The organism is Sphingomonas sp. (genome assembly GCF_035998645.1).
In the GTDB taxonomy this organism is placed as follows: Bacteria; Pseudomonadota; Alphaproteobacteria; order Sphingomonadales; family Sphingomonadaceae; genus Sphingomonas.
Genome location: NZ_DASYHL010000004.1, coordinates 373,983 through 387,704 on the forward strand (window position 1 = coordinate 373,983; position 13,722 = coordinate 387,704).

A 13,722-nucleotide genomic window follows, 5' to 3' on the forward strand; every position below is an offset into this window, starting at 1 on the left:
GGCAGCCCCGAAAGGTCAAATTCGCGATATGATTAGAACTTGAAGGTCGTGTTCACGAAGAACTGGCGACCGGTATAATCATAGCCCGAATAGAGCGGCGCGTTGCCGATCGTCGTGTAGTACACAGTAACCTGCGGCGGCTCGGTGTCGAACAGGTTCCGCACGCCCATCGTCAGCTCGAACTTCTTGTTCACGTTGAACTGAACCGATGCATTGTGAAGGAAGTACGACGGTACTTCGATCTGGTAGAAGGTGTTCAGCGTGTCGACGTTCGCCTGATTAACCTGACCGGTCGTACGGCTGGTCTGGTTGTACTCGGCGGTACCGCTCGAGCCATCGAACCAGGTCAGGCCGTAACGCAGGGTCACGGGACCGTTGCGGTAGGTGACGTCACCCGAACCGACCCAATCCGGCGTGTTCAGCGTGCCGTTGGCGTCGAGCAGGATCTCCTCAGCGAAGGTCTTGTCCGACTGTTCGGTGTACTTGGTCACGTTAGCGTTGATCAGCAGGCGGCCGCCGAACAGGTCGGTGGCGAAGCGTGCCGATGCCTCATACCCCTTCACGACGTCAGTCGCGAGGTTGACGTAGCCGCTGGTGACCGTGAGCGCCTGGTTCTGGTCGCGGCTCACGAAGCGGCAGAAGCCACCCGTGGGGTCAAAGTCGACTTCGTTGTAGCAGCGGCCGAGGATCGTCGCGCCGCTCAGCGACGAAACGCCATTGGTCACCTCGATGTTGAAATAGTCAACGGCGAGGGCAAGGGTCGTGGTGGCCGAGATGCGCGGCTGAACAACGGCACCGACCGACCAGTTGGTCGAGGTTTCAGCCGACAGACCGGTTTCCGCACCGCCACGGGTGAACGACGTGATGCCGTTGTTCTGCTGGAACGTCTCGGGGTCGATGCCGATCGAGCGGCAATTGGCCGCACGCGTCTGCTGCGACGGGGTGTAGGAACCCGGATCCGGCAGACCGCCCGCGCGCGGGAAGTTGTCCGCATCGCAAGGATCGTTGGCAGCGCCAAGGAAGCCGCTGGTCGAGCCCAGGAACTGCTCAGCAAGCGCCGGAGCACGATAGGACGTGCCGTAGCTACCGCGGATCCCGAAGCCCTTAAAGAACTCCCACTCGCCCGCGACCTTGTAGGTCACGTCCGAACCGTACGACGCGTAGTCGGTGAAGCGAGCCGACGCGTTGAGGCTGAGATTGTGGAAGAACGGCGTGTTGGCCAGGATCGGCACGAACACTTCGGCGAAGGCTTCCTTCACATTGTCCTTGCCGCGGGTCGGGGTGCCAGCGGTCAGGCCGAGCAGGTTGCCGCTGATCGAGTTGGGATCCGGCGTATCGTCGATTTCCTGTTCACGATACTCGACGCCGAGCGCGAGCTGGACGTCGCCGCCCGGCATCGCGAACACCGGACCGTCGATCGTTGCGACCGCGGTGGCTTCACGAAACTTGGTCGTGCCGATCGTGTTCTGCAGGATGTAGTTGCGCCATGCCTGCGGCAGGTTGCCGCCGATCACCGCCGCGCTGAGCGCCGGAGCGGCAACGCAGTTGGCGAACGTAGCCGCCGAGACGCAACTGAACGACCCGTCGACATTCTGAACGACGTTGGTCGAGGCTGCCATGCGATCGATCAGGAACGAGTCGATCTCATAGACGCTATCGGTAAACGACTTGCCAGCATAGACGTCATAGCGCCAGCCGCTCAGGAAGAAGTCGCCGCGAATGCCGAGGCCGGCACGCACATAATCGACTTCCTGCGACGAGTCGGTCAGGCCGAACCCAACGAACGCGCGTGCCGCGATTGGCTGGCCACTGGTCGTGTTGGTCGCGTTGGCGAACGTGCCGTTGCGGAACTCGACCGGGAGCAGCGGGCTGCCGCGCAGATAGTCGATCGACAGCTGGCGATACAGCTTCGACGACGACTGGCGACGGGTCGCAAGCAGTTCACCATAGAGCTCGGCGTTGCCGAGACCATCAAGGTCATAGGTAGCGGCGATGAAGCCGGTGTAGGTCTTGACCGGGGTGATCAGCTCTTCTTCCTGACTGCGCGGATCGAAGCTGTCACGGTCATAGGTGCCAACGCCCAGATAACCCGGGGTTGCGCCGCCGCCCTGGCCAGGAGCCGGGACGAAGCGGTTGAAGGTGCCGACCGTGCCACTGGTACGACCAACCGCCAAGCGGTTCGGCAGGCCGAGCGTGTTGATCGTCACGCCGCCATTGTCGATGGTGAAGCAGTTGCGCGGATCGCCCAGCGGGAACGGATCGTCCGAACCGATCGGCGCGTCGGGACCGGTGCGGAAACCGGGGATCGGGCACTTGGTGAAGTCACGGTCGGCGAGCGTCATCTCGTCACGCTGGCGATACTCGACCGAGCCGATGATGTTCAGAGGGCCGCTCTCGAAGCCGAAGGTCGCCGAAACGCGACGATCGATTCCTGCGCCGACTTCCGGAACGTTCACCTGCGCTTCGAGCGTCAGGCCACGGATCTTGCTGTCGGTGATGATGTTCACGACGCCTGCGATTGCGTCCGAACCGTAGACCGACGAAGCGCCAGCCTTCAGCACTTCGATCCGCTCGACGATCGAGGTCGGCAGAACGTTAAGGTCGGCAGCAAGCACGTTGCCGCGCGTACCGGCCGGTGCGATGCGGCGGCCGTTCAGCAGCACCAGCGTGCGTGCCGGGCCCAGGTTGCGCAGGCCAAGGGTGTTGGCACCGGTACCGCCAGCGGTGACGAAGCCACCGTAGAAGTTGTTGATCTGACCCGCGCCGGCGGTCACTTCCGCGCTCTGCAGCGCGTCGGTCGCGCTGGCGAAGCCGGACTGAGTGATTTCCTGCTTGGTTACGACCGTGATCGGCTCAATGGCCGAAAAGGTGTCGCGGCGAATGCGCGAACCGGTAACCGTGACTTCCTCGGCTGCTGGAGCCTCTTCAGCCTCGGTGGTTTCTTCCTGCGAGGTGTCGGCCTGAGCCGTGTCCTGTGCATAGGCGATCTGCGGAACGGCAAAACTCGCGCTCGCAAGCGCGGTCGCCGCCAGAAGACGACTAATGTTCATTTGATTCCCCTTCGACCCGGCTGAATGCCGGTTCGTCGCAGAGGAAACCGCTTTGTTCAGCCTAGCGCAAGCAAAAGCGTCCCCGCGCGTTCAGATTCTCTGTCATCGTGTTGCAACATTGCCACAATGCTGCGACGCAGCGATGAAGGCGCGACACAAAATTACAGATCTCAAACGCGCGGGTTTGTGAATCGAACCCGAGGGAATCAGCCGTTCCGTTCGATGCACATCGCGATCCCCATGCCGCCGCCGATGCACAGCGTCGCGAGTCCTTTTTTTGCGTCGCGGCGCGCCATTTCGTAGATCAGAGTCGTGAGCACGCGCGCGCCGCTGGCGCCGATCGGGTGGCCGATGGCGATGGCGCCGCCATTGACGTTGACCTTGGCCGGATCGAAGCCGAGTTCCTTGCCGACGCACAACGCCTGCGCCGCGAATGCTTCGTTCGCCTCGATCAGGTCGAGGTCGGCGACGGTCCAGCCGGCCTTTTCCAGCGCCTTTTTCGACGCCGGGACGGGGCCGATGCCCATGATCGACGGATCGACGCCGGCGGTGGCCCAGCTCTTGATCGTGGCAAGGATCGGTGCGCCGCGCTTTTCGGCTTCTTCGCGGCTCATCACCACCAGTGCGGCAGCGCCGTCGTTGAGGCCGGATGCGTTGGCGGCGGTGACGGTGCCGTCCTTCTTGAACGCCGGGCGCAGGCCCGAAATGCCGTCCAGCGTGGCGCCGGCGCGGATATATTCGTCTTGGTCGACGATCGTGTCGCCCTTGCGGCCCTTGATCGTGACCGGTGCGATCTCGTCCTTGAAGCGGCCCCCGGCGCGGGCGGCTTCGGCGAGGTTCTGCGAGCGGACGGCGAATTCATCCTGCTCGGCGCGGCTGACCTGATATTGTTCGGCGAGGTTTTCCGCGGTGATTCCCATGTGATAGCCGTTGAAGACGTCGGTCAGGCCGTCCTTGATCATCGTGTCGACCAAAGCGACATCGCCCATCTTCGCACCCGAACGCAGCGTCTGGGCGTGGGCGGCGAGCGACATCGATTCCTGACCGCCCGCAACGACGATGGTCGCGTCGCCGGTCTGCACCGCCTGCGCCGCGAGCGCGACCGCGCGCAGGCCGGAGCCGCAGACCTGGTTGAGGCCCCATGCCGGCACTTCCTTGGGCACGCCGGCCGCCATCGATGCCTGGCGCGCGGGGTTCTGGCCCTGTGCGGCGGTGAGCACCTGACCCAGGATCACCTCAGATACCTCTTCGCCCTTCACGCCGGCCTGCGCCAGCGCGGCTTCGATCGCGATGCGGCCGAGTTCATGCGCGGGGGTGGCGGCGAAGGCGCCGAGGAAACTGCCGACAGGGGTGCGCTTGGCGGCGGTGATCACGACTTCGGTCATCGAGAGGCTCCTGAATTGGTTGCGCGCTATCTAGGGGTGGGGAGGCCGGTTAGCCAGTCTGCGAGTGGTTGCCACAGAAACTGTCGCGCGGATGAGCCGACGACCATGCCGACATGGCCGAGCCGCAGCTTGCGTTGATCGGCGAACCCGACCGCGCTGGCGGCGGGGACGATGCGGTCGGTGAGCGAGACGAACTCGACCGTCGGGCAGGGCAGGGTCAGCGGGTCGACGTGCTGCCCTGCCACGTTCCAGCGCCCGCGTCCGGGGAGGTCGGCGGTGAAAAAGTCGTCGAACATCTGGCGTCCGGCGGCGAAGGTCAGCGGGGCGCCGGCATTGGCCCAGTCCTCGAGCACCACGAAATTCTTCGCCGGCGCGCTGGCATGGTCGAGCCGCGCGAACTTTTCGAACTTGGCGATCGTGCGCGCCGGGTCGAGCTGCCAGAAGCCGGCTTGCAGCACCTCCATCGGGACAAGGCCGAGCGTGTCGCAGGTGTCGTGCGCCGTTTGCCAAATCGAGTCGATCTGTCCCAGCGCGTGCGGGCCGAAGCGCTCGAACCGCCACGGCGCGGCGATCAGCGCGAGGCCGCGTACCGGCACCGCCTGCGCCGCCGCCGCCGCGATGGTGCCGCCGAGGCAATAGCCCGCCAGCGCCACCGGCTCACCGATGCTGCGCAGCAGCGGGATCAGCATCTCCTCGACATGCTGCGCCACGTCCTGACCGCGCTCGGCGGGCGTCGGCGTGCCCCAGTCGACCAGCAGTGGACGGACCCCTTGCCGCGACAGCCAGCGCAGCAGCGAGCGGCGATAGCGCATGTCGAGAATCATCGGCGGATTGATCAGCGACGGCACGCACACCACCGGAATCCCCGTTCCGCCATAATCGCGTAGCGTCGCGCGCCCGGCCTGCGCGACCACCGGCATTGGTCGACGCGGGCGAGGCCTGCGCGCCGCCTGATAGGCCGCCAGCCCCGCCAGCGCAGCCGCCCGCCGATCGGGCGATGCTGCGGTCTGTTCGCGCAGCAAATCGAGAAACAGCGGCAGCGGGCGCGGCCCGTGTTGCGATGCGGCAATGAAAGATGTTAGGGCCATGTCAAATACCCTTGGGGGCGAGCATGAAAAAGACAGCGCAGACGGACGGCCCGGTCATTATCAAGAAGTACGCGAACCGGCGGCTCTACAATACCGAAAGCTCGTCCTACATCACGCTCGACCATCTCGCCGCGATGACGCGCGAAGGGCGCGATTTCAAGGTCGTCGATGCCAAGACCGACGAGGACATCACGCACAATGTGCTGACGCAGATCATCATGGAAGAGGAAGCGCGCGGCCAGACGCTGCTGCCGGTCAACTTCCTGCGCCAGCTGATCGCGCTGTATGGCGATTCGATGCAGGCGATGGTGCCGGGCTATCTCGAAGCATCGATGGACAGCTTCCGCCGCAATCAGGAGCAGTTCAAGTCCGCGGTCGAGGGCGCGTTCGCCAACTCGCCCTTTGCCGAGATTGCCAAGCGCAACCTGCAGATGTTCGAAGCGGCGGCCGAGGCGTTCAAGCCCGGCGCTGCGGGTGCCACAGGCGCGGCCAAGCCCGCTGCGGCCACCCCGGAAAAGAGCAAGGACGAGGAAATTGCGGCGCTCAAGGCGCAGCTGTCCGCGCTCAAGGATCAGGTCGACAAGCTCGGCTGAGCGCAATAGCCTCGCCCCCTTCGCGTATCTGAAGGGGGAAAGCCGTGAAATCCTGGATCGTCATCACCGTTGCGGGGCTGCTCGCGGGGTCTGCGCTGGCGCAATCGCCGGAGCGGGTCGATCGCTACATCCACGCTGGGTCACTGCTCGACCGGCCGGGACAGGCGCCGCGCGGGGCGAGCACGATCGCGGTGCGCGGCGGGGTGATCGTCGGCGTCTATGACGGCCATGTCATGCCGCTGGGCGATGCGCCGGTCATTGACCTCAAGGACAAGACGGTGCTGCCCGGGCTGATCGACAGTCATGTGCATCTGGGGTCCGACCGCGCCGGCCAGGAAGGGCTGCTGGCCGGCTTTACCGAGAGCAAGGAGCTGGGCGCGTTCGAGGCGCAGTGGAATGCGCGCAAGACGCTGATGGCCGGCTTCACCACCGTGCGCAATCTGGGCGACGATGGCGCGACGCTGGCGCTGCGTGAGGCGATTGCGCGCGGCTGGGCCGATGGGCCGCGGATCGTCGACGCCGGGCGCTCGATCTCCACCACATCGGGGCATATGGACCGGCGATTGGGGGTGGTCGAAGACCTGCACCCGGCGATGAACATCGAAAATCTGTGCGATGGTGCCGACGAATGCCGCAAGGCGGTGCGCAACCAGGTCGCGCGCGGGGCGGACGTCATCAAGATCGCCACCACCGGCGGGGTCAACAGCCGGATCGGCGCTGGCCTTGGCAAGCAGATGTTCGACGATGAGGCCCGCGCGATCGTCGAGACTGCGCGCCTCTATGGCAAGAAGGTCGCGGTGCATGCGCATGGCGCGGATGGCATTACGCTGGCGCTGAAGATGGGCGCGGACTCTGTCGAGCACGGCACGCTGATGGATGATGAGGCGATCGCGCTGTTCCGCAAGAGCGGTGCCTATTACGTCCCGACGCTGTCGACCGTGAACGGCTATCTCGAGCGGATCGCCAAGGACCCGAACGCCTATCCGCCCGCGGTCCGCGCCAAGATCGACTGGCGCATCGGGATTACCGGCAATGCGCTGGAAAGGGCGGTGCCGGCGGGCGTCAAGATCGCGTTCGGCACCGATGCCGGCGTGTCCAAGCACGGCCGCAACGCCGATGAGTTCGAGTTGCTGGTCAAGCATGGCATGACGCCGATGCAGGCGATTGCGGCGGCGACGGTCAACGCCGCCGATCTGCTGGGGCTGGCCAAGGAAGTGGGAAGCATCGAACCGGGCAAGAGCGCCGACATCATCGCGGTTAGCGGCGACCCGTTGAAGGATGTGCGGTTGCTGAAATCGGTGGGCTTCGTGATGCGCGCCGGGGTGGTGCACAAGCAGTGAGGGTTCAGGGGGCGGTGGTCGCCGCCCCCTGCCTGGATCAGCCGCCCCGAACGCTGGGGTTCGGCTTGCGGAATTTGAGCGTCATGCGGTCGCTCTCGCCGATCGCTTCATACTTGGCGCGATCGACGTCCTTGAGGCGGTAGTTGGGCGCGAGCGTCCAGACGCCTTGCGGCCAGTCCGCCGTGTCCTTGGGGTTGGCGTTCACTTCGGACGCACCGACATATTTGAAGCCGGCTTCCTCAGCCAGCTTGCGGACGGTCGAGACCTTCACATAGCCGCTCGTCTTCTCACGCGCCGCATCCGCCGATTCGGGCAGGCGGTGCTCGACGATGCCGAGCGTGCCGCCGGGCTTGAGCATCGCGAAGATCTGTTTGAATGCTTCGGCGCTGCGGTCGGTGGTGCCCATCTTCCAATTGTGGATGTTGCGGAAGGTGAGGACGGCATCGGCGCTACCGGCGGGGACGGTCGGCTGATCGTCAGCAGCCGGGAAGGCGGCGAGCTTAATCGCGCCATAAGTGGCGGCGTCCTTTGCCTGCAGCGTCTGGGTGCCCTTGACGCCATTGGGCCAGGGTGCGGCGGCGTAGAGCGTGCCGCCGCCCTTCTTGACATAGGGCGCGAGGATTTCGGTGTACCAGCCGCCGCCCGGCCAGAGTTCGACCACCGTGTGCGACGGCTTTACCCCGAAAAAGGCGAGCGTCTGTGCGGGGTTGCGGTATTTGTCGCGGGCGACATTGGCAGGCGTGCGCGTGGTCGCGGCGACTGCGGCCTTCAAATCGGCACTCGGCTTGCCCATCTGGGGCGCGCCGATGGCGGCGGCTGCGGTCAGGGCGACGGCGGATAGAGCGATGGCGGGCAGGGTGTAGCGCATGGAAGGCTCCTCTCTGTTCTGGGGCGTGGTTTGGAGTGGGGCGCGGGGCGATGCAAGGGCCGTTATGGATCGGAGTAGGCGCGATGGTCGCGCTGGTCGGCGTCAGCGGCGTTGCCGAGTGGCGGCGGGGGAAGCGGGACGATCTGGAAAAGGTTGGCTGGGTGCCGTGGACCTTCATTCAGATCATGGCGCTGCTGCTCGCCATCGTGGGGGCGGCGCTGGCGCTGAAGGGCGTGTGATGATCCGCAGCTGATCTTCCCCCGCAAGGGGGAGGTGGCGCCGAAGGCGACGGAGGGGGAGGACGTCTGTGCGCTTGAGCCTCTTGCCGTCGTGCTTCCTCCCCTTCCGTCAGCTGCGCTGACACCTCCCCTGGCGGGGGAGGATGTTCTCCGTTCAGTAGAAGCTGGCGAGGGTGAGGGTGCGTTCGGCGCCGTCGCACAGGGTCAGGCGGATGCGGCGGCCGGGGGTGCCGGTGGCCCAATCGCGCGCGGCGGTGGCGACCGGCGCACCATCAATCGCACAGATCAGCGTGCCTGCGCGCCATCCGCTCGTGGCGGCGGGGCTGCCGCGCATGACGTGCAGCACACGCAGCCGGTCGGCCTCTTGCGCGACCATCAGCCCGCTGGTCGATCGCGTCACCGGCCAGTCGGCGCGCGCGCCGCTCGCCAGCACCATGCGCCCTGCGCGGGGGTCGAGCAGCACGCGGTGGCGGCGCAGCAATCCGCCGCCGATGCGTCCCGCCGCACCCTTGCGGGCCGAAAAGCCGGTATCTGCCTCCACGCGCAATTCGACCTCGGCGGCGAGGCCACCGATGCGCAGCGCGGGCAGGATCGCGACTTCGCTCTCCACGACGCCGCCCAGGCCCCAGGCGATGGCAGTGGTCGTGCGAACAGCGCCGGGCGCGCTTGCCCGCCATACGCTGCGGGTCAGGCTGACCATGCCGCCATCGCCGGTATCGACGATCACCGGGCGCAGGTTGCGGTCGCCAAGATCGAGTTCACTGACATAGAGGCCAGAACGGTCAGCGAGGCGCAGCGGCAGGGTCACGCCGCGGAAGGGCAAGCGGCCGCTCGGCAACAGGCGGAAGCGCTGAGCGTCGTAATCGATCTCCAGCGCATGGCCGGCGAGCAGGTCTGAGCCGACGAACAGGTCGACCGGCGCGCTGCCGGTCACGCGCGGATCTGCATCGATGATCGCAACCCGTCCGCCGGTGCGGACCAGCCCGCCGACCTCGACCCGGTCGATGCCGGTCCAGGACAAAGCGACGCTGCCCCCGATCGCATCGGCGCGGCCCGCGACCAGCGGTTTGAGCCCGGCGGCGCGGGCGAAGCGGGTGGTGACGGCGGTGTCGGTGACGCCGGTATCGAGCAGGGCATCGACCCAGCGTCCGTTGAGCTGGGTGCGGAAGCGGATCTGATTGCCCGCGGTCAGTTCGAAGCTGACCCAGCGCGCCTCGCTGTCCGCAGAAAGGTGCATCACCGCCGGCGCCGCGGCGACGCGCTCGGCCGGGGCGGCAAGGCCGATCAGGGCGGCGAGCAGGATCATCGGCGCGCGAAACTCCATGCACGCCATGCTAGGCGCGGCGCGCGTGGGCGCCAGCAGTTGCGGTCGTGGTTAATGTCCCGTTGAGGGAGTGAGCGGCGTGCCGCGCTTACAGGCACGCTTCCAGCAGCGCATGATCGAAGCCGAACGAGCGCGCCTTTTCGAGCGTGTAGGGGCGCAGGCCCATCGAGCGATATTCGCCAATGATCTTGCCGTCGGCGCTTTCGTCGAGATATTCGAACTTGAACAGCTCCTGCGTCACGATGACGGGGCCTTCCATGCCGATCACTTCGGTGATGTTGGTGACGCGGCGGCTACCGTCGCGCAGGCGCTTGACCTGAACGATCAGGTCGACCGAATCCGCGATCTGGCGGCTGATCGCCTCCTTCGGGATCTTGATGTCGCCCATCAACACCATGTTCTCCATACGCCCGAGGCACTCGCGCGGGGAGTTGGAGTGGAGCGTACACATCGACCCGTCATGGCCGGTGTTCATTGCCGACAAGAGGTCGAAACACTCGGGGCCGCGAATTTCGCCCAGGATGATGCGATCCGGGCGCATACGCAGCGCGTTCTTGACCAGATCGCGGATCGTGATCTCGCCCTGACCCTCAAGGTTCGGCGGGCGGGTTTCGAGCGGGAGCCAGTGCGGCTGCTGCAGGCGAAGTTCCGCCGCGTCCTCGATCGTCAGCACGCGCTCGCCCGGGTCGATCATCTTCGACAATGCGTTGAGCATCGTCGTTTTACCCGAGCCGGTACCGCCCGAGATGACGATGTTGAAGCGGCACGCGCCGGCGATCTTCAGCATCGTCGCCATCTTGGTCGACATCGAGCCGAAGCCCGCCATCATGTCGAGCGTGATCGGCTTGTCGGAGAATTTACGAATCGAGATCGCGGTGCCGCGCAACGACAGCGGCGGCACGATCACGTTGACGCGGCTGCCGTCCTTGAGGCGGGCGTCGGCGAGCGGGGTGGTCTGGTCGACACGACGGCCGACCGAGTTGCAGATGCGCTGGGCGATCTGGAACAGATGCTCCTCGTCGCGGAACTGGATGTTCGCGAGTTCGAGCTTGCCCTTGCGCTCGACAAAGGTCTGTTCGGGGCCGTTGACCATGATGTCGCTGATCGAGCTGTCGCTCAGTAATTCTTCGAGCGGGCCAAGGCCGAGCAACTCGTCGACCAGCACCTTTTCGAGCGCGAACTGCTCGCGGCGGTTAAGCGTCAGCTTGAGCTCGGCAAGGACCTCGCCGATGATCGGGCGGAATTCTTCGGCCAGCTCGTCCTTGGATAGTGTGGCTGCGGCTTCGGGATCGACGCGCTCGAGCAGGCGCGGGAGCACCTGTTCCTTGATGCGGTGGATCGAAGCCTCGAACCCTTCGATTCGCGAACTGCTCGGCTCGCCGGTCGCTGCCTGACGATCGGCGAGGCGCTGCATCGCTTCGCCGGTCGATTGTGCGCCCATCGTGCCAGCAGAGGCGGGCTCGGGCGGCATCTGCGACGCGCCGGGAAGGGGAACATCATGGAGGGACGGGAATTGCTCGCCGCCCAGTGGTTCGGACGGACGCGTGGCGCCGCCGCCCTGCATCGGGCGTGCAACGCCGAAGGCGGGGCGTCCTGGCCCGGCTCCCGGTCCGCTACGACGTCCAAATGCGCTCACCTCGGCTCCCCACTATCCGCTGACCGCACCGGGATAGCCGCCAAGGTTTTACAAGTTCCTAACCATCGGGGGGCGGTTCGTCGGGCGCGGGGACGAATGGCCCGGCGGCGCGGCGGCGCGCGGTGCCGGGGGAAAGGCCGCCCAGCGCGCGGAACTCGCGGGTCATGTGCGCCTGATCGGCATAGCCCGATGCGGCGGCCGTGTCGGCGAGTCCGGGCGCGTCGCTCTGCACCCCCGCCACCGCTTCGCGAAAGCGCAGCAGGCGCAGATAGCTGCGCGGTGCCATTCCGGTCTCGCGCGCGAAGATACGCTGGAGCCGACGCGGTGCCAGGCCGCTACCCAGTGCCAGCGCGCCGACGCTGTCGACATGGCGGATCGCGTCGATCGGGCTTTGCGCGTGCCCGGAAAAGGCGGCGATCAGGCCGGGAAGCTGCGCGCCGTCGTCCGTCAGCAGCGCGGCGAGCGGGCTGTCCTCTGCCACCGCGCGCCAGTCATCGGCGAAATCAGCGCAGCGATCGCCGCCCAGCGCATGCCAGCCCCATGGCCACAGGCGGATGCCGGTGAAGCGCGCATCGCCGCTGAAGCGCAGCGCGGCCGGGCGTAGTGCGAGTCCGGTGACGAACAGCGACGGCTGTTCGCTGCGCCATAGCGAGCGGCCGGTGTGGCGACGGATCAGCTCTATACAGCCATCGGGGACTGCCTGATGCTCGACCGAGTCGCCGGGCGCGCCGCCGACGTCCAGCGTCCAGATCGCGGCGACGAAGCCGTCGAGACTGGGCGGGGGCGGGGTCTCGCGATAGTCCATCGACGGAACCTCGCATGTCGCATCGGTTCAAGCCAGCCGGCCGCACAGCGGCTATTGCGGCGGAGGACGGTGGGGAGATTGAAATGATCCGGATTTCATTGGCGCTGGTGCTGCTGGCGACGCCGCTGACGGCGGCGGGATCGGACGGCGGCGCTGTCCTGCCCGAATGGCTCGCGGGATGCTGGTGCAGCGCGGACGGCCCGCGCGGGCAGACTTGTGAGGACTGGCAGAAGGCAGCGGGCGGGATGATGCTCGGCACGTCGCAGACGGTGAAGGGCGGCAAGACCGTCGCGTTCGAATTCCTGCGGATCACGCTGGATGGCGATACCGCAGTCTATCTGCCGCAGCCGGGGGGCAAACCGCCGGTGCCGTTCCGCGCGGTGACGGGCGGGGAGGGGGTGACCTTCGTCAACGCTGCACACGATTATCCGCAGCGCATCCATTATCGCCGATCGGGCGACACGCTGACCGCCGAAATCTCGCTGGCCGATGGCAGCAAGGCGATGCGCTGGACCTTCAACCGGGTGCACTGACCGATCCTGACCGTGGCTAGCGGCAGATGGGGATGCGACTGGGGCTGTGATGTTCGATCACAGGGGTTTCTTGATGCTCACTTTCCTCGTCTCGCTGTTCACGATGCTCGCCGCGCCCACCGGGCTCGCTACTGCCCCTGCGCCGGTTGTCGCCGATGCGGCGGTGACCAACCGCCACCTCGACTGGCTGGGCGGAACCTGGCGGGGCAACGGGCTGGAAATGCGCTGCGACCCGACCAAGCAGGGCGTGTCGTGCAGCGAGGAAGGGACGAGCGAGGCGATGAAGGGCGCGAAGGCGGAGCTGGCGTTCGATGCAATGGGCGAGAAGGCGGTGTTGGACATCACCCTCCCGGCGATCCCGCCAAGCCGCTTCACCGAAGTCGCGCGCGATGCGCAGAGCGTGACCTTCGAAATGCCGACCAAGGCGGGGACCGCACGGCTGCGCTTCACCCGCACCGGCGACGCGCTGAAGGTCGAGCGTGGGACTGCCAAGGGCTGGGCGAGCGCGATGGAGTATCTGCGCGGGTGATGGCAGCGCAGGGCGCACGAAAAAGGCCGCAGGGTTGCCCCTGCGGCCTGTTCGATTCCGGCAAAGGATGACGGGTCAGTCGGCCTTTTCGGCGAGGACCGTCAGGCCCTTTTCATTGACCTCGGCAAAGCCGCCCTCGACGCGGATCAGTTCCGGCGACTGGTTCGCGGCGGTGCGATAGATTTCGATATTGCCGTCGCGGATCGTCGACATGAATGGCGCATGGCCCTCCAGCACGCCGAAATCGCCCTCGGTGCCGGGAACGACGACCATGTGGACGTCCTCCGAGCGGAGCAGCTTTTCGGGGGTCACGAGTTCGAAGTGCAGCATTT

General features: G+C 66.2%; 13 protein-coding genes. 5 read left to right on the forward strand and 8 right to left on the reverse strand.

The window, feature by feature from the left end:
- Positions 1-32 precede the first annotated feature (32 nt).
- The 3 genes from VGN66_RS11240 to VGN66_RS11250 all read right to left on the reverse strand — a co-directional run bounded on the left by VGN66_RS11240 (position 33) and on the right by VGN66_RS11250 (position 5,523).
- Positions 33-3,050 (reverse strand): TonB-dependent receptor domain-containing protein, encoded by a 3,018-nt coding sequence (locus tag VGN66_RS11240; RefSeq protein WP_327518904.1) that lies wholly within the window; start codon positions 3,048-3,050, stop codon positions 33-35.
- A gap of 206 nt (positions 3,051-3,256) precedes the next feature.
- Positions 3,257-4,435: an acetyl-CoA C-acetyltransferase gene (locus VGN66_RS11245; protein ID WP_327518905.1), complete on the reverse strand. Its 1,179-nt coding sequence runs from the start codon at positions 4,433-4,435 to the stop codon at positions 3,257-3,259.
- A 26-nt stretch (positions 4,436-4,461) separates the two neighbouring features.
- On the reverse strand, positions 4,462-5,523 hold the full coding sequence (locus VGN66_RS11250; protein WP_327518906.1) for an alpha/beta fold hydrolase: 1,062 nt from the start codon (positions 5,521-5,523) through the stop codon (positions 4,462-4,464).
- A 23-nt stretch (positions 5,524-5,546) separates the two neighbouring features.
- Between VGN66_RS11250 and phaR the strand changes: the two genes are divergently transcribed.
- The gene (gene phaR, locus VGN66_RS11255) at positions 5,547-6,116 is read left to right on the forward strand and encodes a polyhydroxyalkanoate synthesis repressor PhaR (protein WP_327518907.1); all 570 of its coding nucleotides are present in this window, start codon (positions 5,547-5,549) and stop codon (positions 6,114-6,116) included.
- A gap of 44 nt (positions 6,117-6,160) precedes the next feature.
- Positions 6,161-7,456 (forward strand): amidohydrolase family protein, encoded by a 1,296-nt coding sequence (locus VGN66_RS11260; protein WP_327518908.1) that lies wholly within the window; start codon positions 6,161-6,163, stop codon positions 7,454-7,456.
- A 37-nt stretch (positions 7,457-7,493) separates the two neighbouring features.
- Here VGN66_RS11260 and VGN66_RS11265 read toward each other — a convergent pair whose 3' ends face one another.
- A complete protein-coding gene (locus VGN66_RS11265; RefSeq protein WP_327518909.1) occupies positions 7,494-8,324 on the reverse strand; it encodes a class I SAM-dependent methyltransferase in 831 nt (276 codons plus the stop codon).
- 83 nt (positions 8,325-8,407) lie between these two features.
- Here VGN66_RS11265 and VGN66_RS11270 point away from each other — a divergent pair, with 83 nt between their 5' ends.
- A complete protein-coding gene (locus VGN66_RS11270) occupies positions 8,408-8,563 on the forward strand; it encodes a hypothetical protein (RefSeq protein WP_327518910.1) in 156 nt (51 codons plus the stop codon).
- 154 nt (positions 8,564-8,717) lie between these two features.
- Here the strand turns inward: VGN66_RS11270 and VGN66_RS11275 are convergent, their stop codons facing one another.
- From VGN66_RS11275 to VGN66_RS11285, 3 genes are all read right to left on the reverse strand, one after another.
- Positions 8,718-9,887, reverse strand: coding sequence for an aspartyl protease family protein (locus VGN66_RS11275; protein WP_327518911.1), 1,170 nt, complete (start codon positions 9,885-9,887; stop codon positions 8,718-8,720).
- An 88-nt stretch (positions 9,888-9,975) separates the two neighbouring features.
- Positions 9,976-11,523, reverse strand: a complete 1,548-nt coding sequence (locus VGN66_RS11280; protein ID WP_327518912.1) for a CpaF family protein — start codon at positions 11,521-11,523, stop codon at positions 9,976-9,978.
- A gap of 58 nt (positions 11,524-11,581) precedes the next feature.
- Positions 11,582-12,328, reverse strand: coding sequence for a helix-turn-helix domain-containing protein (locus tag VGN66_RS11285; protein WP_327518913.1), 747 nt, complete (start codon positions 12,326-12,328; stop codon positions 11,582-11,584).
- 83 nt (positions 12,329-12,411) lie between these two features.
- Here VGN66_RS11285 and VGN66_RS11290 point away from each other — a divergent pair, with 83 nt between their 5' ends.
- Together VGN66_RS11290 and VGN66_RS11295 are read left to right on the forward strand one after the other, a co-directional pair.
- Positions 12,412-12,861 (forward strand): DUF6265 family protein, encoded by a 450-nt coding sequence (locus tag VGN66_RS11290; RefSeq protein ID WP_327518914.1) that lies wholly within the window; start codon positions 12,412-12,414, stop codon positions 12,859-12,861.
- A gap of 73 nt (positions 12,862-12,934) precedes the next feature.
- Positions 12,935-13,390: a hypothetical protein gene (locus VGN66_RS11295; protein ID WP_327518915.1), complete on the forward strand. Its 456-nt coding sequence runs from the start codon at positions 12,935-12,937 to the stop codon at positions 13,388-13,390.
- Positions 13,391-13,465: 75 nt separating this feature from the next.
- Here the strand turns inward: VGN66_RS11295 and VGN66_RS11300 are convergent, their stop codons facing one another.
- Positions 13,466-13,720 (reverse strand): ATP synthase F1 subunit epsilon, encoded by a 255-nt coding sequence (locus tag VGN66_RS11300; RefSeq protein ID WP_327518916.1) that lies wholly within the window; start codon positions 13,718-13,720, stop codon positions 13,466-13,468.
- Between the last annotated feature and the right edge of the window lie 2 nt (positions 13,721-13,722).